General features: G+C 68.6%; 21 protein-coding genes. 13 read left to right on the forward strand and 8 right to left on the reverse strand.

Translation table 11 applies throughout. From position 1 onward, the window contains the following. Position 1: 1 nt before the first annotated feature. Complete coding sequence (locus AC3B6A_RS19300) at positions 2 to 928, forward strand: GGDEF domain-containing protein (protein WP_488398715.1); 927 nt, start codon at positions 2 to 4, stop codon at positions 926 to 928. Between the two features lie 72 nt (positions 929 to 1000). Here AC3B6A_RS19300 and rluB read toward each other — a convergent pair whose 3' ends face one another. Then, positions 1001 to 2422, reverse strand: coding sequence for a 23S rRNA pseudouridine(2605) synthase RluB (rluB, locus tag AC3B6A_RS19305; protein WP_488398716.1), 1422 nt, complete (start codon positions 2420 to 2422; stop codon positions 1001 to 1003). A 121-nt stretch (positions 2423 to 2543) separates the two neighbouring features. On the opposite strand from rluB, the gene AC3B6A_RS19310 reads away from it, so the two are divergent. From AC3B6A_RS19310 to AC3B6A_RS19325, 4 genes are all read left to right on the forward strand, one after another. Then, complete coding sequence (locus AC3B6A_RS19310; RefSeq protein ID WP_488398717.1) at positions 2544 to 2978, forward strand: NUDIX hydrolase; 435 nt, start codon at positions 2544 to 2546, stop codon at positions 2976 to 2978. A 149-nt stretch (positions 2979 to 3127) separates the two neighbouring features. After that, positions 3128 to 4555, forward strand: a complete 1428-nt coding sequence (ccoN, locus tag AC3B6A_RS19315; protein ID WP_488398718.1) for a cytochrome-c oxidase, cbb3-type subunit I — start codon at positions 3128 to 3130, stop codon at positions 4553 to 4555. A gap of 1 nt (position 4556) precedes the next feature. After that, complete coding sequence (locus AC3B6A_RS19320) at positions 4557 to 4787, forward strand: cbb3-type cytochrome c oxidase subunit 3 (RefSeq protein WP_488398719.1); 231 nt, start codon at positions 4557 to 4559, stop codon at positions 4785 to 4787. A gap of 236 nt (positions 4788 to 5023) precedes the next feature. Then, positions 5024 to 5290: a DUF2790 domain-containing protein gene (locus AC3B6A_RS19325; RefSeq protein WP_488398720.1), complete on the forward strand. Its 267-nt coding sequence runs from the start codon at positions 5024 to 5026 to the stop codon at positions 5288 to 5290. A 1121-nt stretch (positions 5291 to 6411) separates the two neighbouring features. Here the strand turns inward: AC3B6A_RS19325 and AC3B6A_RS19330 are convergent. Beyond that, positions 6412 to 7545 (reverse strand): GNAT family N-acetyltransferase, encoded by a 1134-nt coding sequence (locus AC3B6A_RS19330; RefSeq protein WP_488398721.1) that lies wholly within the window; start codon positions 7543 to 7545, stop codon positions 6412 to 6414. A 202-nt stretch (positions 7546 to 7747) separates the two neighbouring features. Here AC3B6A_RS19330 and AC3B6A_RS19335 point away from each other — a divergent pair, with 202 nt between their 5' ends. Continuing rightward, the gene (locus tag AC3B6A_RS19335) at positions 7748 to 7996 is read left to right on the forward strand and encodes a hypothetical protein (protein WP_488398722.1); all 249 of its coding nucleotides are present in this window, start codon (positions 7748 to 7750) and stop codon (positions 7994 to 7996) included. Here the strand turns inward: AC3B6A_RS19335 and AC3B6A_RS19340 are convergent, their stop codons facing one another. Both AC3B6A_RS19340 and AC3B6A_RS19345 read right to left on the reverse strand, forming a co-directional pair. Then, positions 7997 to 9019: a glycosyltransferase family 4 protein gene (locus AC3B6A_RS19340; RefSeq protein WP_488398723.1), complete on the reverse strand. Its 1023-nt coding sequence runs from the start codon at positions 9017 to 9019 to the stop codon at positions 7997 to 7999. It abuts the gene before it with no gap. Next, entirely contained in the window at positions 9016 to 9825 is an 810-nt protein-coding gene (locus AC3B6A_RS19345; protein WP_488398724.1) for a UDP-2,3-diacylglucosamine diphosphatase, read from the reverse strand. The genes AC3B6A_RS19340 and AC3B6A_RS19345 overlap by 4 nt, the downstream gene beginning before the upstream one ends. A gap of 127 nt (positions 9826 to 9952) precedes the next feature. On the opposite strand from AC3B6A_RS19345, the gene AC3B6A_RS19350 reads away from it, so the two are divergent. The 3 genes from AC3B6A_RS19350 (at position 9953) to AC3B6A_RS19360 (ending at position 12087) form a co-directional block, all read left to right on the forward strand. Beyond that, positions 9953 to 10717: a helix-turn-helix transcriptional regulator gene (locus AC3B6A_RS19350; protein ID WP_488398725.1), complete on the forward strand. Its 765-nt coding sequence runs from the start codon at positions 9953 to 9955 to the stop codon at positions 10715 to 10717. A 74-nt stretch (positions 10718 to 10791) separates the two neighbouring features. After that, positions 10792 to 11133 carry a tRNA-binding protein gene (locus AC3B6A_RS19355; RefSeq protein WP_488398726.1) on the forward strand — a complete coding sequence of 114 codons (342 nt, stop codon included), beginning with the start codon at positions 10792 to 10794 and terminating at the stop codon, positions 11131 to 11133. A gap of 87 nt (positions 11134 to 11220) precedes the next feature. After that, the gene (locus AC3B6A_RS19360; RefSeq protein ID WP_488398727.1) at positions 11221 to 12087 is read left to right on the forward strand and encodes a DMT family transporter; all 867 of its coding nucleotides are present in this window, start codon (positions 11221 to 11223) and stop codon (positions 12085 to 12087) included. Positions 12088 to 12420: 333 nt separating this feature from the next. Here AC3B6A_RS19360 and rfaD read toward each other — a convergent pair whose 3' ends face one another. Beyond that, positions 12421 to 13425, reverse strand: coding sequence for an ADP-glyceromanno-heptose 6-epimerase (rfaD, locus tag AC3B6A_RS19365; protein WP_488398728.1), 1005 nt, complete (start codon positions 13423 to 13425; stop codon positions 12421 to 12423). Between the two features lie 123 nt (positions 13426 to 13548). After that, entirely contained in the window at positions 13549 to 13833 is a 285-nt protein-coding gene (locus AC3B6A_RS19370) for an Rdx family protein (protein ID WP_488398729.1), read from the reverse strand. Between the two features lie 68 nt (positions 13834 to 13901). On the opposite strand from AC3B6A_RS19370, the gene AC3B6A_RS19375 reads away from it, so the two are divergent. Further along, positions 13902 to 16088: a patatin-like phospholipase family protein gene (locus AC3B6A_RS19375; protein ID WP_488398730.1), complete on the forward strand. Its 2187-nt coding sequence runs from the start codon at positions 13902 to 13904 to the stop codon at positions 16086 to 16088. Positions 16089 to 16204: 116 nt separating this feature from the next. On the opposite strand, the gene pap is transcribed toward AC3B6A_RS19375, so the two are convergent. Next, entirely contained in the window at positions 16205 to 17698 is a 1494-nt protein-coding gene (gene pap / locus AC3B6A_RS19380; protein WP_488398731.1) for a polyphosphate:AMP phosphotransferase, read from the reverse strand. 181 nt (positions 17699 to 17879) lie between these two features. Here pap and mnmC point away from each other — a divergent pair, with 181 nt between their 5' ends. Beyond that, positions 17880 to 19859 (forward strand): bifunctional tRNA (5-methylaminomethyl-2-thiouridine)(34)-methyltransferase MnmC2/FAD-dependent 5-carboxymethylaminomethyl-2-thiouridine(34) oxidoreductase MnmC1, encoded by a 1980-nt coding sequence (mnmC, locus tag AC3B6A_RS19385; protein WP_488398732.1) that lies wholly within the window; start codon positions 17880 to 17882, stop codon positions 19857 to 19859. A 51-nt stretch (positions 19860 to 19910) separates the two neighbouring features. Beyond that, positions 19911 to 20663: a sulfite exporter TauE/SafE family protein gene (locus AC3B6A_RS19390; protein WP_488398733.1), complete on the forward strand. Its 753-nt coding sequence runs from the start codon at positions 19911 to 19913 to the stop codon at positions 20661 to 20663. Here AC3B6A_RS19390 and AC3B6A_RS19395 read toward each other — a convergent pair. Further along, positions 20660 to 21160 carry a MarR family winged helix-turn-helix transcriptional regulator gene (locus AC3B6A_RS19395; RefSeq protein WP_488398734.1) on the reverse strand — a complete coding sequence of 167 codons (501 nt, stop codon included), beginning with the start codon at positions 21158 to 21160 and terminating at the stop codon, positions 20660 to 20662. The genes AC3B6A_RS19390 and AC3B6A_RS19395 overlap by 4 nt on opposite strands. A gap of 130 nt (positions 21161 to 21290) precedes the next feature. Between AC3B6A_RS19395 and AC3B6A_RS19400 the strand changes: the two genes are divergently transcribed. Beyond that, positions 21291 to 23060, forward strand: coding sequence for an N-acetylglutaminylglutamine amidotransferase (locus tag AC3B6A_RS19400; protein ID WP_488398735.1), 1770 nt, complete (start codon positions 21291 to 21293; stop codon positions 23058 to 23060). Positions 23061 to 23087: the final 27 nt, after the last annotated feature.

Here is a 23087-nt window from a genome sequence, read left to right on the forward strand (position 1 = left end):
CATGGTTCCACCCAAGCAGTCCAACACCATCGACTTCGATGCCGCCAAGCTCCAGCGCCTGGCCACCCTGGAACCCCGCCAGCCCTCCAGGCGCCCGCTCGACCTGCTGGAGCTGCGCCAGCAGCTGAACCTGCAACTGCAGGCGAGCCTGGAAGCCGAACGCATCCTGTCGGTGTTCTTCAGCGAGATCCAGCGCCTGCTGCCGCTGGACTACCTGGCCTACCAGAACAGCGGGGCCGACCTGCGGCTGGAGTTCGGCGACACGGCGCCGCACAGCGCCGACTATCGCCTCAGCCATGACGGCGAATACCTGGGCGAACTCTGCTTCCGCCGCCGCCAGCGCTTCTCCGAGGCCGAGCTGGGCCAGCTGGAATCGCTGATGGCCTGTCTGCTCTACCCCCTGCGCAACGCCCTGCTCTACCGCGCCGCGGTGCAGTCCGCGCTGCGCGATGCGCTGACCGGCGCCGGCAACCGCATCGCCATGGACCAGGCCCTGAACCGCGAGGTCGAGGTCGCCCGGCGCCACCTGCAGCCGCTGTCGGTGCTGATGCTCGACCTGGACCACTTCAAGCAGATCAACGACGCGCACGGCCACAGCATCGGCGACGACGCCCTGCGCGCGGTGGCGACGGCGATCAGGAACAGCCTGCGCAACGTTGACATGGTGTTCCGTTTCGGCGGCGAGGAATTCCTCGTGCTGCTCTCCAACACCCCCGGCAGCAGCGCCGTCCAGGTGGGCGAGCGGCTGCGGCATGCCGTGGAGGAGCTGCACCTGGTCAACGGCGGCAAGCGCTTGCCGCTGTCCATCAGCCTGGGCTGCGCCACCCTCAAGGGCGGCGAGTCGGTGGACGACCTGCTGCGCCGCGCCGACGACGCGCTCTACCGCGCCAAGCGCGCCGGGCGCAACCGGCTGGCCTGCGCCGGCTGACGCCTGCCCGGGCACGGATCGCAGGCAAGAAAAAAGGACTCCGAGGAGTCCTTTTTTCATTTCGGCTCGCGATCAGCGCTTGAAGCCCGGACGCATGCCGTCGCCGGCTGCCTGCGGGCGGCGCTTGGCGATCGGCTTGCGCGGGGCCGGCTTGGCCGGGCGCTCGGCGCGCTCGCCTTCCGGACGGGCCGGGCGCTTGCGGTTCACGTCGCTCGGACGCTCGGCCAGCGGGGCGCCCTTGTTGCGGTCGGACGAACGCGGAGCGCGCTCGTCACCACGCGGTGCACGGGCCGGACGATCGCCCGGGGCCTTGCGCGGCGCGCGGCCTTCACCGGCTTCGCTGCGCGGACCACGGGCCGGACGATCACCCGCATCGCGCGGCTTGCGCGGAGCGCGACCGTCGGCAGCCTCGCCACGCGGGGCGCGAACCGGACGATCACTGCCGGCATCCCGCGGCTTGCGCGGCGCGCGGCTGTCGTCGCCACGCGGGGCGCGGGCCGGACGCTCGTCGGAATCACGCGGCGCACGCGCCGGACGCTCGCCAGCCACCGGACGCGGAGCGCGCTGCGGACGCTCGCCTTCGGCGTGCTCCTTGCGCGAACGCGAGCCACGGCCCGGACGCTCGCTGGGCGCCAGCTTCTTGCCGAGCTTGCGCGACTGCCGCTCGATCTTCTCCATGGCCTTGCCGGACAGGTTCGGCAGGGCGACGGGCTTGAGGCCGACTTCCTCGCTGAGGATGTCGACTTCGCGCTGGTCCATCTCGCGGTAGCGGCCCATGGTCAGTTCGGAGGTCAGGAACACCGGTCCGAAGCGCACGCGCTTCAGGCGGCTGACGATCACCCCCTGGGACTCCCACAGGCGACGAACCTCGCGGTTGCGGCCTTCCATCACCACCACGTGGTACCAGTGGTTGAAGCCTTCGCCGCCGGGCGCTTCCTGGATGTCGCTGAACTTGGCCGGGCCGTCTTCGAGCATCACGCCGGCTTTCAGGCGCTCGATCATTTCTTCGTCGACTTCGCCGCGCACGCGCACGGCGTACTCGCGGTCCATCTCGTAGGACGGGTGCATCAGGCGGTTGGCCAGCTCGCCGTCGGTGGTGAACATCAGCAGGCCGGTGGTGTTGATGTCCAGGCGGCCGATGTTGATCCAGCGGCCGCTGCGCAGGCGCGGCAGGCGGTCGAACACGGTCGGGCGGCCTTCCGGATCGTCGCGGGTGCAGACTTCGCCTTCGGGCTTGTTGTAGATCAGCACGCGGCGAACGTGCTCTTCGATGGCTTCGCGCTTGAGCAGGCGGTCGTCGACGGCGATGGCGTCGTGATCGCCGATGCGCTGGCCGAGGGTGGCCACGGCGCCGTTGACCTTGACCCGGCCATCCTCGATCCAGGCCTCGACGTCACGGCGCGAGCCGACGCCCATGCGGGCGAGGACTTTCTGCAGCTTCTCGCCGGCCGGCGCGGGGGTAAGTTCATCAAGGTTTTCGTGCGTGTCGGTCATCTGGGCACCTCCCGGTGTGGCATGCAACGAAGAAAAAGGTCGCGCATCATACGCGCTTGCGGGCGGCAAAGCACCGTCCGCAGTCGGGAAAGACTAGTCGACTTACAGGGGGAATGAAGCCATGCGGCACGAAGACGACTTCACCGGCGCCAAGCTCGCGCTGTTCCATGCCGGCCAACTGGTGGTCTACAAGCGCGACGACAAGCCCGGCATCCCCTACCCCGGCTGCTGGGATTTCCCCGGCGGCGGCCGCGAAGGCGGCGAGACTCCGGCGCAGTGCGCGCTGCGCGAACTGGAGGAGGAGTTCTCCGTGCGCCTGGACGAACAGCGCATCGAATGGCAGCGCCGCTACCCCGCCACCCACGGCCCGGCGCCCTGGGCGTGGTTTCTGGTGGCGCGGCTGGAACAGTCCGAGTTCGACGCCATCCGTTTCGGCGACGAAGGCCAGTATTGGCGCCTGATGCGCGTCAGCGAATACCTCGCCCACGAGCAGGCGGTGGATTACCTGCAGGAACGCCTGCGGCATTTCCTCGCAGGGCGCGCCGCGATCGACTGAATCCGCGCGGCTGGCCGCTGATATGCATTTGCACGGCCCATCTGAATCTGTTTCCCGCTGACGCATCTCCTTAGATTGCCCGCTCACCGGAGCGCGCCGCCGGCCCGTCCGCGCGCGCCCGGACGATCTGACACAAGCGGGAATCCAGCATGAACACGAGAAGCACGGAGCAGGCGTACAACTACAAGGTGGTCCGCCAGTTCGCCATCATGACGGTGGTCTGGGGAGTCGTCGGCATGGCCATGGGGGTTCTGATCGCCTCCCAGCTGGTCTGGCCGCAACTGAACCTGGACCTGCCGTGGACCAGTTTCGGGCGCCTGCGCCCGCTGCACACCAGCCTGGTGATCTTCGCCTTCGGCGGTTGCGCGCTGTTCGCCACCAGCTACTACACGGTCCAGCGCACCTGCCAGGTGCGGCTGTTCTCCGACGGCCTGGCCGCCTTCACCTTCTGGGGCTGGCAGGCGCTGATCCTGGTGATGCTGGTCAGCCTGCCGCTGGGCAACACCACCACCAAGGAATACGCCGAGATCGAATTTTCCGGCGCAGTGTGGATGGCCATCGTCTGGGTCGCCTACGCGGCGGTGTTCTTCGGCACGCTGATGCGGCGCAAGACCTCGCACATCTACGTGGGCAACTGGTTCTTCGCCGCGTTCATCGTGGTCACCGCGATGCTGCACGTGGTCAACCACCTGGCGATTCCGGTGAGCTGGTTCAAGTCCTACCCGGTGTACTCCGGCGCCACCGACGCCATGGTGCAGTGGTGGTACGGGCACAACGCGGTGGGTTTCTTCCTCACCACCGGCTTCCTCGGGATGATGTATTACTTCGTGCCCAAGCAGGCCGGGCGGCCGGTGTATTCCTACCGGCTGTCCATCGTGCACTTCTGGGCGCTGATCACCCTGTACATCTGGGCCGGCCCGCACCACCTGCACTACACCGCGCTGCCGGACTGGGCGCAGACCCTGGGCATGGTGATGTCGCTGATCCTCCTGGCACCGAGCTGGGGCGGGATGATCAACGGCATGATGACCCTCTCCGGCGCCTGGCATAAGTTGCGCAGCGACCCGATCCTGCGCTTCCTCGTCGTCTCGCTGGCCTTCTACGGCATGTCCACCTTCGAGGGCCCGATGATGGCGATCAAGACCGTCAACGCCCTGTCGCACTACACCGACTGGACCATCGGCCACGTCCACGCCGGCGCCCTGGGCTGGGTGGCGATGATCTCCATCGGCTCCCTGTACCACCTGATTCCGAAGGTCTTCGGCCGCGAGCAGATGCACAGCGTCGGCCTGATCAACGCGCACTTCTGGCTGGCGACCATCGGCACGGTGCTGTACATCGCCTCGATGTGGGTCAACGGCATCACCCAGGGCCTGATGTGGCGCGCGGTGAACGCCGACGGCACGCTGACCTACTCCTTCGTGGAAGCCCTGCAGGCCAGCCACCCGGGCTTCGTGGTGCGCATGAGCGGCGGGCTGATGTTCCTCTCCGGCATGCTGCTGATGGCCTGGAACACCTGGCGGACCGTGCGCCTCGCCCAGCCGCAGGCCATGCTCGCCGCCGAGCGGATGGTCTGAGATGAGCCCGTGGCTGGGACTGGCTGGTCTGCTGGCGCTGTATTTCGGCGTCGGCTGGACCTTGCGGGCGCACCGCGGGCGCGGCATCGAGGAGGCCAGCATGCTGCCCTTCGCCGATGACGACGAGGTCGCCCGGCGCATGGAAAAAGCCACCGGGCGCAGCCGCACCGGCTGCGCCTGCCCCGGCCAGTGCCGGGGCGACTGCGAGCACTGGCGCGACTGGACGCCCTGAGGCTTCACCTCGACGGCGGCGCCTGCGACAGAGCGCCGCATCACCCTCGTCAATCTTCATTAGCAAGCACATCAATTTCTCGGCGGGCGGCCGGGATGGAAGTATCTGTCCCGTGCCCCGCCACCTGATGGACGCCTGAAGCATCGTCCCCTGTCCTGTCTGGACCCCAGGACAGACATCATCGATGCCAGCGCTCCCCGGTGGGGCTTTCAAACCCATTCACGAGGAACCCCAGAATGAAGCTTGCCTCTGTCGTGTCGGCTGTCATCTCCAGCCTCGCCCCCATGGCCTTTGCCCAGGACGCAATCAAGAACCCCGGCGCCGATCTGCCGGTCACCGAGTACCACTACGGCATGCCGCTGGACGTGGACAAGGTGCTGCACCGCACCGACAACTCCGGCCGGGTCGGCGTCGTTCCGGCCTACCTGGTCTACCAGGACCACCAGGGCGAAACCCACAAGGTGCGTTTCCTCGAATGGGGCGGCAGCACCAGCCAGGGCTGAGCCTCAGCGAACATCGCCCTCCGGCCGTCTTGGCCAATCCCCCGCGAGCCTGTGGTGGCGGTCGGAGGGCGATCCTGATTCACGGCCATTGCGCCGATATCCTCGACTGCGCCGATATCCCCCCGCGATGATCTTCTAACGTCTTGAGCGTTATCCGCCGTGCTTTGGGGTCGGTGTTTCTGCGCCGCTTCGGCGTGTGCTGAGAGTTTTGGTTTCGCCCTCCCGGGCGAGTCCCTTTTGGCGTCCCAAAAGGAACCAAAAGGACTTGTCCCGACATCCGGGTCCGGCTTCGCCGGACTCCCCTCGCTCCGGCATTGCTCCGAGGGTCGGCTTGCAAGGGCCATCCATGGCCCTTCAAGCCTCTCGCGGCATCCATGCCGCTCGCCCCTCTGCGCAATACCTCCACTCGGCCTCCTGACGGGACCCTGCGCGCGCCTGCAATTTCGGTGTGACAGGCAGAGCAGCGGCTGAAGGATTTGCACGTCGTAGGATGGCGTGGAGCGAAGCGATACCCATCAGGTGGATAACGCTGCGCGTTATCCACCCTACAAAGAGCAAGAGCATCGCGGACGGAGTCCGCTCCTACGGTGGGATCGACTTTTGTAGGAGCGGACCTTGTCCGCGATAGGCCCGGCTCAAGAGCTTCGCGGACAAGGTCCGCTCCTACACAAGCAAATCCCTGGCACGCTGTGGCTTTGGGCTTTGGCTCTTGAAGATTTCCAGAGGAATATCCGCGCGCACCGAAGCGCCCCTTCAGGAGGCCGAGTGGAATCGGAGTTTCAGGGGTTGAGCGGCATGGATGCCGCGAGAGCGCTGTCGGGCCAGGGATGGCCCGTCAGCGCGGGCCCCTGAAACTTCGATGGAGCGAGGGAAGTCCCGCGAAGCGGGACCCGGATGATGGGGCACAGACCTTTGCCTATTTTGGGGCGTTTGCCAAAGTAGGTCGCCCGAGGGGGCGAAACCAAATCTCCCAGCACACGCCGAAGCGGCGCAGAAACACCCAACCAAAAGCATCGCGGATAAGATCCGCTCCTACGAAAGCGGTGCCCCTGTAGGATCGGCCCTTGTCCGCGATCCACCGGCAAGGCCGGCGTCAGGCGAGTTCGCGAGCAAGCTCGCTCCTACGCAGAGCCGTCCTGCCGATACGGCAACGCCGCCCGCGCCTCTTCGGCGTAGGCCAGAATCCCCACCCGCTCCTGCTCCAGGACCTCCGCCACCGCCTCCCGCAGGCCGGGATGGCCGAGGCGATGCCAGGAACGCGTGATCACCGGCTCGAAACCGCGCACCAGTTTGTGCTCGCCCTGCGCCCCGGCATCGAAGCGCCGCAGGCCGTGACCGATGGCGAAATCCAGCCCCTGGTAGAAGCAGGTCTCGAAATGCAGGCGGTCGAACTCCGCCAGGCAGCCCCAGTAGCGGCCGTACAGGGTATCGCCGCCGACCAGGCTGAAGGCCATCGCCACCGGCCGCCCGCCGCGATGGGCAAAGACCACGCGAACGGCCTCCGGCATGCGCTCGCCGAGCAGGCTGAAGAAGCTCCGCGTCAGGTACGGCGCCTGCCCGCGCACCTCGTAGGTGCTGCTGTAGCAGGCGTAGACGAAGTCCCAGTGCGCCTCGGAAAGCTCCCGGCCCTCCATCCAGACGAAATCGATGCCCAGCCCGGCGACCTGCTCGCGCTCCTTGCGCAGTTGCTTGCGCTTGCGCGAGCTGAGCGCGTCGAGGAAATCCTGGAAGTCCCGGTAGCCGCGGTTGCGCCAGTGGTACTGGCAGCCCAGGCGCTCCAGCCAGCCGTCGGCGCCGGCCAGCAGCGCATCGGCGGCGGCGTCGGTGAAGTTCACGTGCACGCCGGAACAACGCGCCTCCTCCACCTCCCCCGCCAGCGCGCCGACCAGGCTCAGCGCCGCCCCGGGCGCGCCCAGCAGCCGCGCGCCGCCCACCGGGGTGAAGGGCACGCCCACCAGCAGCTTGGGGTAATAGCGGATGCCGGCCCGCTGGCAGGCGTCGGCCCAGCTCCAGTCGAACACGTACTCGCCGTAGGAATGGCTCTTCAGGTAGGCCGGCGCGGCGGCGAGCAGGCGGCCATCGTCGCCGCGCAGGACGCAATGGGCCGGCGTCCAGCCCGTCCGGCCGCCCACGCTGCCGCTTTCCTCAAGGGCGGAAAGAAAGGCGTGGCGCAGGAACGGCTGGCCGTCCGGCAGCAGGGCATCCCACTGGCGGGCATCCACATCGGCGAGGCGGGAAAGGGTCTGGATCGGCATGAGCGACAGTCTGGCGCGCAGCGCCCGGGAAGGGAAGGTTCGACCAGTTCGGGACATTCACGTTCGTCGGTATCCGGCGGTAAGGCCCCGGAGGCTGGTCTATGGTGGGACAGGCAAGGCTTGCCGGCAAACCCCGCCGGCTCCGTTCCGCCCCGTCACGCGCCCGGCCCGGGCCGTTGGCGCACAGCCCGGAGGATGCCCCATGAGCCTGATGCAATGCGAACACCGCCAGCACATCATCACCGCCGATGTCGTCGAACACCCCGGCCTGCCCACGCCCTGGGCCGGCGGCTGCCACATCACCACCCCGGACGGCCAGACCACCAAGCGCAAGACGCTGCCGGTGGAATTCGCCTTCATGGCGGACCTGGACAAGGCCCAGCACGCCTCCATCGCCCACGGCAAATGGCTGGTGGACCAGAGCCTGGACCACGACCAGCCGCTGTTCTGATCAGCAGGCCGGCGCTTCGCTGACCGGCAGCTCCGTCAGGCGCACCTGCAGGGCGAGGAATTCCTGCGCCGACAGCCGCCAGGACTGCCCGCGCGCCCAGTTCGCGCAGGCCTGGCGATCCAGTTCCAGCGCCCGCCGGCAGGCGCCGCGCAGGTCCTCGTCCAGCGCGCCGGTCACCCCCTCCTCCAGCACGTCCAGCGGCCCCGCCACCGGGAAGGCCGCCACCGGCGTGCCGCAGGCCAGCGCCTCGTACATCACCAGCCCGAGGGTGTCGGTCCGCGAGGGGAACACCAGCACGCTGGCGCTGCGATAGGCCGCCGCCAGCTCCTCGCCGTGGCGGTAGCCGAGGAACTCCGCCTGTGGATAACGTGCCTCCAGCTCGCCGCGCTGCGGGCCATCACCCACCACGCGCTTGCGCCCGGGCAGATCCAGGTCGAGGAAGGCTTCCAGATTCTTCTCCCGCGCCAGGCGCCCGACGTAGAGGAACACCGGATCGCTCGCCGGCGCTCCGTCGCCCGGCTGGAAACGCGCCAGGTCGACGCCCTTGCGCCACAGCGCCAGGTTCTCCAGGCCGCGTTCGGCGAAGGCTTCGCACATCCGCTCGCTGCTCACCAGCACGGCCTGGCTCGGCGCGTGGAAGCGGCGCAGGAAGGCGTAGCCCCAGTCCAGCGGCAACCAGGGCCAGCGGGTATTCACGTATTCGGGAAAGCGCGTGTGGATGGCGCTGCTGAACTTCAGGCCCCGGCGCATCAGCCAGCGCCGCGCGGCCCAGCCCAGCGGCCCTTCGGTGGCGAGGTGGACGCAGTCGGGGGCGAATCCGGCGATCTTCCCGCCGACCTTCCACAGGTCCCAGGCCAGCGGGATTTCCGGATAGCTCGGGCACGGACGGTGACGGAAATCCTGCGGGGTGATCAGGCCGACCACATGGCCCAGCCCTTCCAGTTCCGCCACCAGCGCCTTGAGGCTGGTGACCACGCCGTTGACTTGCGGCAGCCAGGCATCGCTGACGATCAGCAGCCTCATGCCGCCGTCCCGACCGCCGCCGGCTCGGCGACGCGCGCCTGCTCCTCGGCCAGCCGGTAGAGCTGGATGCTGCCGTCCCAGTGCTCGATCAGCGCGCTGCAGGATTCCACCCAGTCGCCGCAGTTGAGGTATTCCACCTCGCCGATCCGGCGGATTTCCGCGTGGTGGATGTGCCCGCAGACCACGCCGTTGAGGCCGCGCTTCTGCACCTCGTGGGCGATGGCTTCCTCGAAGTCGCTGATGAAGTTCACCGCCGTCTTGACCTTGTGCTTGAGGTACGCCGACAGCGACCAGTAACCGTAGCCGTAGCGGCTGCGCCAGTAGTTCAGCCAGCGGTTGAGGGTCAGGGTGAACTCGTAGGCGGAGTCGCCGAGGAAGGCCAGCCACTTGTGGTAGCGGGTGATCACGTCGAACTGGTCGCCGTGGATCACCAGCAGGCGCCGGCCGTCGACGGTGGTGTGCTCGATCTCGTCCACCAGGCGGATGTTGCCCAGCAGCAGCGTGGAATAGCGGCGCAGGAATTCATCGTGGTTGCCGGTGACGTAGATCACCTCGGTGCCGCGCTTGCTCATGGTCAGCAGGCGGCGGATCACGTTGGTGTGCGCCTGCGGCCAGTACATGCCGCCGCGCAGCTTCCAGCCATCGATGATGTCGCCGACCAGGTAGATGCGGTCGGCGTGGTAGCGCTTGAGGAAGCCGGCCAGGTGCTCGGCCTGGCAATCGCGGGTGCCGAGGTGGACATCGGATATCCACAGGGTCCGAACGCGTTGTTTCTTCGTCGGCGTCATGCGTTGCGCGCTGCTCATCGTCGGCGACCTCCAGTGGGGTTTTTCCAATTTTCGGCACTGGCGGTGAAGTGCACATGACCGACTGGCGACAGTCCCGTTACAGCCGCCGCCGCGCTAGACTCCCCCTAGTCCACCGGAGCCGCCGATGAGCCTGATCCTCTCCCTGCGCAACTACCACCACGAGCACCTCGCCCACAGCCACAGCCATGCGCAGCTGGTGCTGGGCCTGTCCGGCAGCCTGGATTTCGAGGTGGATGGCCGCGGCAGCCTGGTGACCCGGCAGCACTTCGCCGTGGTCCCGCGCGAGACCCACCACGTCTGCGCCAGCCCCGCCGGCAGCCGCTGCCTGGTGGTCGACCTGGAGGACGAGGACGACCTGCTCGGCGGCCTCGGCCAGCACGCCGACGCCGGCCGCCGCCTGCTGGAAACCCCCGGCCAGCGCCTGCTCAGCGGCGACCAGGCGCAGCTGGTGCACTGGCTCGCCGGCAGCCCGCTGCACGACCCGGTGCTGGCGCGCCAGGGCGCCATCCTCCTGCTCGCCAGCCTCGCCGCCGGCCAGCAGCGCCTGGACGAGCCGGCGCAGCTGCCGCTGGCCAGCCTCGACAGCTACATCGACCGCCACGCCGCGCACCCACTGCAGGTGGCCGACCTCGCGCGCCTCGCCGGGCTGTCCGCCGCGCGCTTCCACGCCCGCTTCCTCGCCGAGACCGGGCAGACGCCCATGGACTACGTGCGCCAGCGCCGCCTGCATCAGGCCCGCGAGCTGCTGCGCGGCACCCGCCTGCCGGTGGGCGAGATCGCCGCCCGGGTCGGCTACGCCTCGCAGAGCGCCTTCACCGCCGCGCTGGCGCGCCAGTTCGGCACCACGCCGCGCCAGCTGCGCCGGGAGGCGCGCGACAATTCCCGCTAGCCGCGCGACAGACAGGCGCGCGCCCGCGGCCTAGACTGCCGGCCATCGAACCGATCAACGAACGGGGAACAGCGATGTCGGCAGACACCATCGAGTGGCAGGATTTCGAACGCGTCGAACTGCGCGTGGGCACCATCGTCCAGGCCGAGCCCAACGTGAAGGCGCGCAAGCCCGCCTACATCCTCCAGGTGGACCTCGGCCCACTGGGGCTGAAGACCTCCAGCGCGCAGATCACCGCGCACTACGCCCTCGCCGGGCTGATCGGCCGCCAGGTGCTGTGCGTGTGCAACTTCGCGCCCAAGTCCATCGCCGGCGTGCGCTCGGAAGTGCTGGTCACCGGCGTCTACGACAGCGACGACAAGGTGGTGCTGGCCGGTTTCGACAAGCCGCTGCCCAATGGCGCACGGCTGGCCTGAGTGGCATTACCACCCGCGCCGGCCCGCCCGGCGCGCTTCCACTTTTTCCGCAAGGGTCCCGCCACGGCAGTCGGCGGGTTCGCAGGCATGATCTCCATTTCCCGACTCACTCCCCGCGGCGCCCTGCTCGGCCTGCACATCGGCGCCCTGATGTTCGGGCTGTCCGGCATCTTCGGCAAACTCATCCTCGCCGGCCCGCTGATCATCGTCTTCGGCCGCGCGCTGTTCGGCTCGCTGTCGCTGGCGGCGGTGTTCGCCGGGCATCTGCGGCAGCAGCGCCGGCCCGGGCTGAAACAGGCGGCCATGCTGCTGGGCAGCGGCGTGCTGCTGTGCACCCACTGGCTGACCTTCTTCCTCGCGGTGAAGGTCGGCGGCGTCGCGGTCGCCACCCTCGGCTTCGCCAGCTTCCCGGCCTTCACCGTGCTGCTGGAGGGGCTGCTGTTCCGCGAGCGCATCCGCAGGGGCGAATACGGGGTGGTGGCGCTGGTGTGCATCGGCCTGGTGATGGTCACCCCGAGCCTGGACCTGCGCGACGGCGCCACTGCCGGGCTGCTCTGGGGCACCGTCTCCGGCCTGCTGTTCGCCCTGCTGTCGCTGGCCAACCGGGTCAGCGTGCGCGGCATCGACCCGATCCAGGCGGCGCTGTGCCAGAACCTGACGATCATCGCCTGCCTGCTGCCATTGGTGCTGCTCGACCTGCCCTCGGTGCGCGGCATGGACTGGCTGTGGCTGGTGGCCCTCGGCGTACTCTGCACCGGCGTCGCCCACAGCCTGTTCGTCGCCAGCCTGCGGCTGATCAAGGCACGCACCGCGGCGGTGATCTTCGCCCTGGAGCCGGTCTACGGCATCGCCTTCGCCGCCATGCTGTTCGGCGAAGAGCCGAGCCTGCGCATGCTGGCGGGCGGCGCGCTGATCATCTTCGCCACTTTTCTCAGTGCGCGTGGGGCGGCATAACGCACGTGGTCCCGTAGGAGCGGACTCCGTCCGCGATAGCCCCGCACAGGATTCGCGGACAAAGTCCGCTTCTACGATTCATCGAAGCTCCGTGCCCGCAAATAAAGAAGGCCGCCTCGCAGCATGCGGATTCCGAGTCCTTGCCCCGAAGGGACTGCCAAGGACTCCTCGCATGACAGCCTGCGAAGCGGCCTGTCCGCTGACGGCTCCCGTATGTCGGGAGCCTCGGTTGACGCTGTAACCCCGCCCGCTCGGGCGGGGCCCTGGGTGCAATGATCGCGCGTCCCCGCGTCCCTGAGTGTCAGCACGGGTAAAGACTGGGTAAAACCGCCGCTACACGCCGGCGCGTTCCCGCTCCAGCAACGCGCGGCAATACCGCTCAACCCCCTCCTCCACGCCCAGCATCGGCTCGCGGTAGCCGGCCTCGCGCAGGAAAGCGATGTCGGCGCAGGTGTAGCACTGGTACTTGCCACGCAGCTCCTCCGGGAACCCGATGTATTCCAGCAGCCCGGAGCGGATCGCCGCTTCCAGGGTCAGCGGCTGCAGGTCCTGCTGCGCGCGCAGGGTGTTGATCACCGCCAGCGCCACGTCGTTGAACGACTGCGCGCGGCCGCTGCCGAGGTTGAAGATGCCGCTGTGCTCGGGGTGGTCGAGGAAATGCAGGTTGACCGCAGCCACGTCCTCCACCGAAACGAAATCGCGCAGGTGCCCGCCGGCCGGGTAGTCGCCGTACTCGCCGAACAGCTGCACCTTGCCCGTCTCGCGGAACTGGTTGAAGCAGTGCCGCGCCACCGAGGCCATGCGCCCCTTGTGCTGCTCGCGCGGGCCGTAGACGTTGAAGTAGCGGAAGCCGGCGATCTGGCTGCGCGCGCCGGGCAGCACCTTGCGCACGCGCTGGTCGAAGAGGAACTTCGAATAGCCGTAGACGTTCAGCGGCCGCTCGCACGAGCGCATCTCGCGGAACTCCCGGCCGCCGCCGTACACCGCCGCCGACGAGGCGTAGAGGAACGGCACGCCCAGCGACAGGCTGGCGTCCAGCAACTGGCAGCTGTAGCGGTAGTTGTTGTCCATCATGTAGCGCCCGTCGCGCTCCACGGTGCTGGAGCAGGCGCCCTGGTGCAGCAGCGCGCGCACCACGCCGAAGTCGCCGCGGGCGTAGCGCTCGATGAAGTCGCGCTTGTCGAGGTAATCGCCGATGTCGCAGTCGGCGAGGTTGGCGAACTTGTCGCCGTCGGTCAGATCGTCGACGGCGATGATGTCGGTCTCGCCGCGCCGGTTCAGCGCCCTGACCAGGTTGCTGCCGATGAAACCGGCGGCGCCGGTGACGATGATGCTCATGTCGGGCATCCCCTGCGGAAACGGATGCGCTCAGGCTAAAAGCGGTACGGGCGTACCCCGTTGACATGAAGCAAACAAGTTAGCCAGCTAACCAATACATCCGGCGGCCGGTTCAGCGCGGATTCAGGAACGCTCGTTGTGGCCCAGGTCGCGCTGCGGATCGATGCGGTCGCGCACCCGCTGCTTGAGCACCTTGGCCTCGGGGAAACCGCCGTCGGCCTTGCGCTCCCAGATCTGCTCGCCGTCGCAGGTGATCCGGAACACCCCGCCGGTGCCCGGCACCAGGCTGACCTTGCCCAGGTCGTCGCCGAAGGTGCTCAGCAGTTCCTGCGCCAGCCAGGCGGCGCGCAGCAGCCACTGGCACTGGGTGCAATAGGTGATGACGATTTCGGCTTTGCCTTCGGACATGAATCAGACCCCGCTCAAGGACGCGCACCTATAATACCGGGCGACAAGCCTGCCCGGATTATTCTGTCATGCGCCGCCTGCTGTTCGTCCTGTTCCTGCTCCTGCCCCTCGGCGCCCTGGCGGCCACCGCGCCGCCGAAGATCGGCCTGGTGCTCTCCGGCGGCGCGGCGCGCGGCCTGGCGCACATCGGCGTGCTCAAGGCGCTGGACGAACAGGGCATCCACGTCGACGCCATCGCCGGCACCAGCATGGGCGCGGTGATCGGCGGGCTGTACGCGGCGGGCTACACCCCCAAAGAGCTGGAACAGCTGGCCCTGGGCCTGGACTGGCAGCAGGCGCTGTCCGACTCCCCGCCGCGGGTCGACATGCCCTTCCGGCGCAAGCAGGACGACCGCGACTTCCTGGTGAAACAGAAGCTCAGCTTCCGCGACGACGGCACCCTCGGCCTGCCGCTGGGCGCGATCCAGGGCCAGAACCTGTCGATGCTGCTGGAACGCCTGCTGGTGCACACCAGCGACACCCGCGACTTCGACAAGCTGGCCATCCCCTTCCGCGCGGTGGCCACCGACATCGCCACCGGCGAGAAAGTGGTGTTCGCCAAGGGCCACCTGCCCCAGGCGATCCGCGCCAGCATGTCGATCCCGGCGGTGTTCGCCCCGGTGGACGTCAACGGCAAGCTGCTGGTCGACGGCGGCATGGTCGACAACATCCCGGTGGACGTGGCGCGGCAGATGGGCGTCGACGTGGTCATCGTGGTCGACATCGGCAACCCGCTGCTGGACCGCAAGCAGCTGACCACGGTGGTGGACATGCTCAACCAGTCCGTCACCCTGATGACCCGCAAGAACTCCGAGGCGCAGCTGGCCACCCTGGGCGCCAGCGACGTGCTGATCCAGCCGCCGCTGAGCGCCTACGGCTCCGCCGACTTCGGCAAGGTGCCGCAACTGATCGACGCCGGCTACCGCGCCACCAGCATCCTCGCGCCGCGCCTGGCCGGCCTGCGCCAGGACGGCGACGAACGCGCCGTCGCCCTGAGCGAGGCGCGCGCGCCCGGTGAACGCCAGCCGGTGATCGCCCGCATCGAGGTGGAGAACAACTCCAAGGTCAGCGACGAGGTCATCCTCCACTACATCCGCCAGCCGCTGGGCGAACGCCTGGACCTCGAACGCCTGCAGCGCGACATGAGCACCCTCTACGGCCTGGACTACTTCGACCAGGTGCAATACCGCGTGGTGCACCGAAAAGCCGGCAACGCCCTGGTGATCCACGCCTACGGCAAGCGCAGCGGCACCGATTACCTGCGCCTGGGCCTGAACCTCTCCGACGACCTGAGCGGCGACAGCACCTTCAACGTCGGCGCCAGCTACCGCATGAACGGCATCAACCGCCTCGGCGCGGAATGGCTGACGCGCCTGCAGATCGGCGACCGCCAGGAAATCTACAGCGAGTTCTACCAGCCGCTGGACGTCGGCTCGCGCTACTTCGTCGCGCCCTTCCTGTTCAACGAGGCGCAGAACGTCGAGGCCACCGACAACGACGATCCCATCGCCGAGTACCGCCTGGAGCGCTACGGCTACGGCCTCAACCTCGGCCGGCAGATCGCCAACAACGGCGAGGTCCGCTTCGGCGTGGCCCAGGCCTACGGCAAGGCCGACGTGCGCGTCGGCGACCAGGACCTGCCCAACTACCACTTCAACGAGGGCTATGCCGAGCTCAAGTATTCCTTCGACACCATGGACAACGTCGACTTCCCCCGCGAGGGCGAGGACATCCAGACGAGCTTCCGCGAGCACACGCCGTCCCTGGGCGACGACGACCGCTACCGGCAGTGGGACATCCGCCTGGACAAGGCGCTGAGCAGCGGCGCGGACACCTTCGTGCTCGGCGGCGGCTACGGCCGCACCCTCGACGATGCCAACGTGGTGGTGTCGAGCTTCCTGCTCGGCGGCGCGCGGCAGCTCTCGGGCTACCGCCAGGACGCCCTGGCCGGGCAGAACTACAGCCTCGGCCGGGTCATCTACTACCGGCGCATGACCGAGCGCTCGTTCCTGCCGCTGGACTTCCCCTTCTACCTGGGCGGCAGCCTGGAGCGCGGCCGGGTGTGGAACAACGACAACAGCTACGACACCGGCTACATCAACGCCGGCAGCCTCCTGATGGGCTTCGAGACCCCGCTGGGGCCGCTGTCGTTCAGCTACGGCCTGAACGACGCCAGCGAGCACGCGGTGTACATCAACCTGGGGCGCAACTTCTGAGGCCGGTGCCTGGAGACCTGTAGGAGCGGGCTTGCTCGCGAACCTCGGCCTTCCTCCGTGCCTGGGCTGCAGGCGAAACGCCGTTCGCGAGCAAGCTCGCGCCTACGAAGAGCCGGTCAGCCCTTCTTCTTCGCGTAGGCCGCCTCCAGCGCGTCGGCGATGGTGCGCAGCACCTTCACCCGGGCGAAGCGCTTGTCGTTGGCCTCCACCAGCGTCCAGGGCGCGATCTCCGTGCTGGTGCGGTCGACCATGTCGCCCACCGCGTCCACGTAGTGGTCCCACTTGTCGCGGTTGCGCCAGTCTTCCTCGGTGATCTTGAAGCGCTTGAACGGAATCGACTCGCGCTCCTTGAAGCGCTCCAGCTGGGTATCCTGGTCGATGGACAGCCAGAACTTCACCAGCACGATGCCGAAGTTCACCAACTGCTCCTCGAAGTCGTTGATCTCGGCGTAGGAGCGCAGCCAGTCGGCGTCCGGGGTGAAGCCCTCGACCCGCTCCACCAGCACCCGGCCGTACCAGGAACGGTCGAAGATGGTGAACTGCCCGCGCCCCGGCATGTGCCGCCAGAAGCGCCACAGGTAGGGCTGGGCACGCTCTTCCTCGGTGGGCGCGGCGATCGGCACGATGTGGTACTGGCGCGGGTCCAGCGCGTCGGTCACGCGGCGGATGGCGCCGCCCTTGCCGGCGGCGTCGTTGCCCTCGAACACGGCGATCAGCGAATGGCTGCGGAAGTGCTTGTCGCGCATCAGCGTGGCCAGGCGCGCCTGCTCCTTCGCCATCTGCTCCTTGTACTGCTCCTTGTCCAGCTTCAGGCTCAGGTCGAGCGCGTCGAGCAGCCCCTTGTTGTCCAGGCTCGACACCAGGGGCGCGGCATGAGGCTGCGGCGCCGGCCGGTCCTGGAGCCTGAGCGCGGCCTGCAGGCCTTCGAGGAGAGTGCGGCCCACCGTCAGGCTGCGGTAGCGCTCGTCGACGCCCTCGACCACGTACCAGGGCGCGTAGTCGCGGCTGGTGCGGCGCAGCACGCGCTCGCCGTAGCGCACGAACTTGTCGTAGACCTCGCTCTGCTTCCAGTCCAGCTCGCTGAGCTGCCAGCTGCGCTGCGGATCGTGCTCCAGGGCCTTGAGGCGCTCCTTGAGCTGCCGCTTGGACAGGTGGAACCAGAACTTGAAGATCAGCGCGCCTTCGTCGGAATACATGCGCTCGAAGCGCTCGGCGTCGTCGATCAGGACATCCAGCTGGTTGTCCTTGATCTCGCCGGTCACCCGCGCATAGAGCATCTGGCTGTACCAGTTGCCGAAGAAGATACCGATGCGCCCCTTGGGCGGCAGCTTGCGCCAGAAGCGCCACTGCGGCGGGCGGGAAAGTTCCTCGTCGGTGGGCAGGAGGAAGCTTTCCACCTGGATCAGGCGCGGGTCCATCCACTCGTTGAGCAGCTTCACCGTCTCGCCCTTGCCGGCGCCCTCGATGCCGTTGATCAGGATGACCACCGGGAAGCGCGCCTGCTGCTTGAGCTCGTACTGCGCCTCGAGCAGCGCCTCGCGCAGGACGGCGACCTCCTTGTCGTAGGTTTCCTTGTCGATGGAATGGCCGATCTCGGCGGATTCGAACATGCACCTCTCCTTGATTCCGAATGCCGTAAAGGTAGCGGATGTGGCGGCCGCGCTGCTGACATTTCGTCGTCGCCGCTGACCTGCCGCGGCAACGCGGCGCACGGCGAAACGGCGGTCCCCCCTGAGGTGCGCGCGGCGGATCGGCTAAACTGCCGCCTTCGTCTTCACCGCGACCGACTCCATGCTTCCTTCCCCGCCGAAAGTCCACAACGCCCAGATCGACTGGGACGAAAACGGCCAGCCCACCTCCCGCGTCTATGGCGACGTGTACTTCTCCAGCGCCTCGGGCATCGACGAGACGCACCACGTGTTCATCGCCGGCAACCGCCTGCCCGAGCGCTTCGCCGCGCTGCCCGCCGGCGGCCGGCTGTGCATCGGCGAGACCGGCTTCGGCACCGGGCTGAACTTCCTCTGCGCCTGGCAGCAGTTCGACGCGCTGGCCTCGGCCGATGCGCGGCTGCACTTCGTCAGCGTGGAGAAATTCCCGGTGGCGCCGGACGACCTGCGCCGCGCCCTGGCCCTCTGGCCGCAACTGGCGGGCTGGTCGGAACAGCTGCTGGCGCAGTACGTGGCGATCAACCCCGGCTTCCAGCGCTTCGTCTTCGCCGGCGGCCGCGTGGTGCTGACCCTGCTGGTGGGCGACGCGCTGGACGCCCTGCAGGAGCTGGACGCACGCATCGACGCCTGGTTCCTCGACGGCTTCTCGCCGGCGAAGAACCCGGAGATGTGGAACGACGCGTTGTATGCCCAGCTCGCCCGGCTCTCGGCGCCGGGCGCGAGCCTGGCCACCTTCACCAGCGCCGGCTTCGTCCGCCGCGGGCTGATCGCCGCCGGCTTCGCCATGCGCCGCACGCCCGGCCACGGCAAGAAGTGGGAGATGTCGCAAGGCACCTACACAGGCGCCGAACAGCCCGCCGCCAAGCCCTGGTACGCCCGCCCGCCGCGCCCGAGCGGCCCGCGCGAGGCGCTGGTGATCGGCGGCGGCATGGCCGGCTGCGCCAGCGCCGCCAGCCTCGCGGAGCGGGGCTGGCAAGTGACGCTGATCGAACGCCACGACGCCCTCGCCGAGGAAGCCTCGGGCAATCCCCAGGGCGTGCTCTACCTCAAGCTGTCGGCCCACGGCACCGCGCTGTCGCGCCTGGTCGTCAGCGGCTTCGGCCATACCCGGCGGCTGATCGAGCGCTTGCAGAAAGGCGAGGAATGGTCCGATTGCGGCGTGCTGCAACTGGGCTTCGGCGATGCCGAGGCGCAGCGCCAGGCGCAGCTGGCCGCGGCCTTCCCGGACTCGCTGCTGCGCCTGCTGGACAAGGCCGAGGCCGAACGCATCGCCGGCGTCGGCCTGCCCGCCGGCGGGCTGTTCTTCCCCGAGGGCGGCTGGGTGCATCCGCCGGCGCTGTGCCGGCATCTGGCCAAGCATCCGAATATCCGCGTGCTGACCGGCGAGGAAGTCCGCCTGCAACGCGACGGCGATGGCTGGAGCGCCTGGCGTGGCGACGAGAAACTCGCCAGCGCGCCGGTCGCCATCCTCGCCACCGCCGCCGAGGTGCGCCGCTTCGACGGCGCGCAGAGCCTGCCGATGAAACGCATCCGCGGGCAGATCACCCGCGTGCCGGCCACCGCCGAGAGCGCGGCGCTGAGCACCGTGGTCTGCGCCGAGGGCTACGTGGCGCCGCCCCGCCACGGCGAACACACCCTGGGCGCCAGCTTCGAGTTCAAGCGCGACGACACCGAGCCATCGCTGGAAGAACACCTGGGCAACCTCGATCTGCTGGCGGAGATATCCACAGACCTGAGCGAGCGCATGCGCATCGCCCAGCTCGACCCGGCGACCCTGCAGGGCCGCGCCGCCTTCCGCTGCACCACCCCGGACTACCTGCCGCTGGTGGGCCCGCTGGCCGACCGCGACGCCTTCGCGGCGGCCTACGCGGTGCTCGGCAAGGACGCCCGGCAGGAGCCGGAGACGCCCTGCCCCTGGCTCGACGGCCTGTACCTGAACAGCGCCCACGGCTCGCGCGGGCTGGTCACCGCGCCGCTGGCCGCCGAGCTGCTGGCGGCCTGGCTGGACGACGAGCCGCTGCCGTTGCCGCGCGCCGTGGCCGAGGCCTGCCACCCCAACCGCTTCTTCCTGCGTGACGTCGTGCGCGGGCAGAAGTCCTCCTGATCGCCGCGCGGCCGGTCGGGCCGCGCCCCACTTCCAGAGCGGACCACCGACATGGATGCACTACTGCTGGAGTCCCTGGTCATCGGCCTGATCCTCGGCCTGCTGCTGGGCCTGACCGGCGCCGGCGGCTCGCTGGTGGCGCTGCCGCTGCTGCTCAGCCTGCACCTGCCGCTGCACGATGCCATCGGCGTCAGCCTCGGCGCGGTGGCGCTGTCGGCGGCGATCGGCGCGGTACCCCGGGCGCGTCACGGGCAGGTGGCGTGGCGGCCGCTGTTCTGGCTGGTGATCACCGGCTGGCCGGGCAATGCCATCGGCCAGTGGCTGGGGAAATTCGTGCCCGATGCCTGGCTGATCGTCGGTTTCTGCCTGCTGGTGCTGTGGTCCGCCTGGCGCATGTGGCAGGGCTCGCGCCAGGAGCGCACGGGCGGCCAGACGACGCGCAACGGCGCGCTGCTGGGCGTGGGCCTGGCGGTGGGCCTGCTGTCCGGCCTGATGGGGGTGGGCGGCGGTTTCCTGATCGTGCCGGGGCTGCTGTGGTTCACCCCGCTGTCGATGCTGGCGGCGACCGGGACTTCCATGGCGGTGATCGCGCTGGTCTCCGGCGGCGGCTTCCTGCTCTACCTGAGCGATGCCCAGCCGCCCCTGCCGCTGCTCGCCAGCCTCGCCGCGGGCGGCGCGTTCGGGGTGCTGGCCGGCAACCGCCTGGCCGTGCGCCTGGGCGGCGCCACGCTGCAGCGCCTGTTCGCCCTGATGCTGGTGGCGGTCAGCCTGTCGCTGGCCGCGCAGAAGCTGCTGGCGTCCTAGCTTTCTTCCTCTTCTTCCTCTTCTTCCTCTTCCACACCCGCCGCTTCGGGCGTCTCGAACAGCTCGGCGGCGCGCAGCAGCCCGGCGAGAACGGCGTGTTGCTCCCACTCCGGCAGGCCGGCGAAGCGCTCCAGGGCATGCTCGGGCAGCAGCTCCGGCCCCTCGCGCAAGGCCTGGTGCCCCGCGCCGGTCAGGCTCAGCCACTGCTTGCGGCGGTCCTCGGCGTCACGCCGGCGCGTCAGCAGGCCCCGGCTTTCCAGGCGCGTCAGGGCGCCCGACAGCGAGGACTGGGAGAGCGCGACCTGCCGGGCCAGCTGGGCGGCGGTAATTTCCCCCTCCAGCGCCATCACCTGCAGGATCAGCAATTGCAGCGGCGTCAACTCACCATCGCGCCCCAGGCTCTTGGAGTGCATGTCGGCCGCCTGCTGCAGCCGCCGCAGCGCCTGCAGCATCGACAGGGCATGGGCGTCACGCATCGAAGATTTGCTATCGGCCATCATCGTTCACCTGTGCCTTGGAACTTTCCTCAATGAAATCAAAATAGAACTCTCATCCATTCGGACGGTCCTCCCCTATGGCCCCTCTCTGGGACCACCCACTCATCCCCAACGGAGAACCGGTAAGGACATGTGCGGAATAGCAGGAGAACTTCGCTTCGATAAGCAGGCCGCCGATCTCGCCGCGGTCGAACGCATCACCCACCACCTCGCCCCGCGGGGCCCCGATGCCTGGGGCTTCCACAGCGAAGGGCCACTGGCCCTGGGGCACCGGCGCCTGAAGATCATGGACCTGGCCGAAGCCTCCGGCCAGCCGATGATCGACCCGACGCTGGGCCTGTCGCTGGTGTTCAACGGCGCAATCTACAACTACCCCGAACTGCGCGGGGAACTGGAAGCCCTCGGCTACCACTTTTTCTCCGGTGGCGACACCGAAGTACTTCTAAAGGGGTATCACGCCTGGGGCGAGCAACTATTGCCACGCCTCAATGGCATGTTCGCCTTCGCCATCTGGGAGCGTGACAAACGGCGTCTGTTCATCGCCCGCGACCGCCTCGGCATCAAGCCGCTGTACCTGTCGCGGACCGGCCAGCGCCTGCGCTTCGCCTCCAGCCTGCCGGCGCTGCTCAAGGGCGGCGACATCGATCCGGCGCTGGACCCGGTGGCGCTCAACCACTACCTCAACTTCCACGCCGTGGTGCCCGCCCCGCGCACCCTCCTGGCCGAGGTGCAGAAACTGCCGCCGGCCAGCTGGATGAGCATCGACGCCGAAGGCCACACCGAGCGCCAGCGCTGGTGGAGCCTGGACTACGGCCCGCTGCCGGACGAACGGGAGCTGACCCTGGAAGACTGGGAAGAACGCCTGCTGGACAGCCTGCGCGACGCGGTGAGCGTGCGCCAGCGCGCCGCCCGCGAGGTGGGCGTGCTGCTCTCCGGCGGGGTCGATTCGAGCCTGCTGGTCGGCCTGCTGCACGAGGCCGGGGTGGACGACCTGCTGACCTTCTCCATCGGCTTCGAGGATGCCGGCGGCGAGCGCGGCGACGAATTCCAGTATTCGGACCTGATCGCCCGGCACTACGGCACCCGCCACCACCAGCTGCGCATCGCCGAGCAGGAAGTCATCGAGCAGCTGCCGGCGGCCTTCCAGGCCATGAGCGAGCCGATGGTCAGCCACGACTGCATCGCCTTCTACCTGCTCTCCCGCGAGGTGTCGCAGCACTGCAAGGTGGTGCAGAGCGGCCAGGGCGCCGACGAGCTGTTCGCCGGCTACCACTGGTACCCGAAGGTGGCCGGCGCGAAGGACCCGTTGCAGGCCTACCGCGCGGCGTTCTTCGACCGCAGCCACGGCGAGTACCTGGAAACCGTGCGCGAGGCGCTGCGGGTGGAGGACGTGGCCGGCGAGTTCGTCCGCGAGCACTTCGCCCAACCCGGCGCCGACGACCCGGTGGACAAGGCGCTGCGCCTGGACAGCACCATCATGCTGGTCGACGACCCGGTCAAGCGCGTGGACAACATGACCATGGCCTGGGGCCTGGAAGCCCGCGTGCCGTTCCTCGACTACCGGGTGGCCGAGCTGTCGGCGCGCATCCCGTCGCGCTTCAAGCTCGGCGACGGCGGCAAGCAGGTGCTCAAGGCCGCCGCGCGCCGGGTCATCCCCAGCGCCGTCATCGACCGGCCCAAGGGCTATTTCCCGGTGCCCGGCCTCAAGCACCTGCAAGGCAACACCCGCGCCTGGGTCAGCGAGCTGCTGCTGGACCCGAGCCAGGACCGCGGCATGTTCGAGACGGCGATGTTCGACCGCCTGCTCAGCGACCCGTCGACCGACCTCACGCCACTGCGGGGCTCCAAGCTCTGGCAGCTGGCCGCGCTCAACCTCTGGCTGACCGAACAAGGTTTGTGAAGCCCAGGACGAATGCTTTTCAGGGAG

Source organism: Pseudomonas sp. B12(2026) (genome assembly GCF_057767015.1).

Coding starts and splice junctions, on each gene's coding strand:
- AC3B6A_RS19355 (WP_488398726.1), top strand. CDS start 10,792: ATGTCGGCAGACACCATCGAGTGGCAGGATTTCGAACGCGTCGAACTG.
- AC3B6A_RS19340 (WP_488398723.1), bottom strand. CDS start 9,019: ATGAGGCTGCTGATCGTCAGCGATGCCTGGCTGCCGCAAGTCAACGGC.
- AC3B6A_RS19335 (WP_488398722.1), top strand. CDS start 7,748: ATGAGCCTGATGCAATGCGAACACCGCCAGCACATCATCACCGCCGAT.
- rluB (WP_488398716.1), bottom strand. CDS start 2,422: ATGACCGACACGCACGAAAACCTTGATGAACTTACCCCCGCGCCGGCC.
- AC3B6A_RS19390 (WP_488398733.1), top strand. CDS start 19,911: ATGGATGCACTACTGCTGGAGTCCCTGGTCATCGGCCTGATCCTCGGC.
- AC3B6A_RS19300 (WP_488398715.1), top strand. CDS start 2: ATGGTTCCACCCAAGCAGTCCAACACCATCGACTTCGATGCCGCCAAG.
- AC3B6A_RS19325 (WP_488398720.1), top strand. CDS start 5,024: ATGAAGCTTGCCTCTGTCGTGTCGGCTGTCATCTCCAGCCTCGCCCCC.
- AC3B6A_RS19360 (WP_488398727.1), top strand. CDS start 11,221: ATGATCTCCATTTCCCGACTCACTCCCCGCGGCGCCCTGCTCGGCCTG.
- rfaD (WP_488398728.1), bottom strand. CDS start 13,425: ATGAGCATCATCGTCACCGGCGCCGCCGGTTTCATCGGCAGCAACCTG.
- AC3B6A_RS19400 (WP_488398735.1), top strand. CDS start 21,291: ATGTGCGGAATAGCAGGAGAACTTCGCTTCGATAAGCAGGCCGCCGAT.
- AC3B6A_RS19320 (WP_488398719.1), top strand. CDS start 4,557: ATGAGCCCGTGGCTGGGACTGGCTGGTCTGCTGGCGCTGTATTTCGGC.
- AC3B6A_RS19375 (WP_488398730.1), top strand. CDS start 13,902: ATGCGCCGCCTGCTGTTCGTCCTGTTCCTGCTCCTGCCCCTCGGCGCC.
- AC3B6A_RS19345 (WP_488398724.1), bottom strand. CDS start 9,825: ATGAGCAGCGCGCAACGCATGACGCCGACGAAGAAACAACGCGTTCGG.
- pap (WP_488398731.1), bottom strand. CDS start 17,698: ATGTTCGAATCCGCCGAGATCGGCCATTCCATCGACAAGGAAACCTAC.
- AC3B6A_RS19330 (WP_488398721.1), bottom strand. CDS start 7,545: ATGCCGATCCAGACCCTTTCCCGCCTCGCCGATGTGGATGCCCGCCAG.
- mnmC (WP_488398732.1), top strand. CDS start 17,880: ATGCTTCCTTCCCCGCCGAAAGTCCACAACGCCCAGATCGACTGGGAC.
- AC3B6A_RS19350 (WP_488398725.1), top strand. CDS start 9,953: ATGAGCCTGATCCTCTCCCTGCGCAACTACCACCACGAGCACCTCGCC.
- AC3B6A_RS19310 (WP_488398717.1), top strand. CDS start 2,544: ATGCGGCACGAAGACGACTTCACCGGCGCCAAGCTCGCGCTGTTCCAT.
- AC3B6A_RS19395 (WP_488398734.1), bottom strand. CDS start 21,160: ATGGCCGATAGCAAATCTTCGATGCGTGACGCCCATGCCCTGTCGATG.
- ccoN (WP_488398718.1), top strand. CDS start 3,128: ATGAACACGAGAAGCACGGAGCAGGCGTACAACTACAAGGTGGTCCGC.
- AC3B6A_RS19370 (WP_488398729.1), bottom strand. CDS start 13,833: ATGTCCGAAGGCAAAGCCGAAATCGTCATCACCTATTGCACCCAGTGC.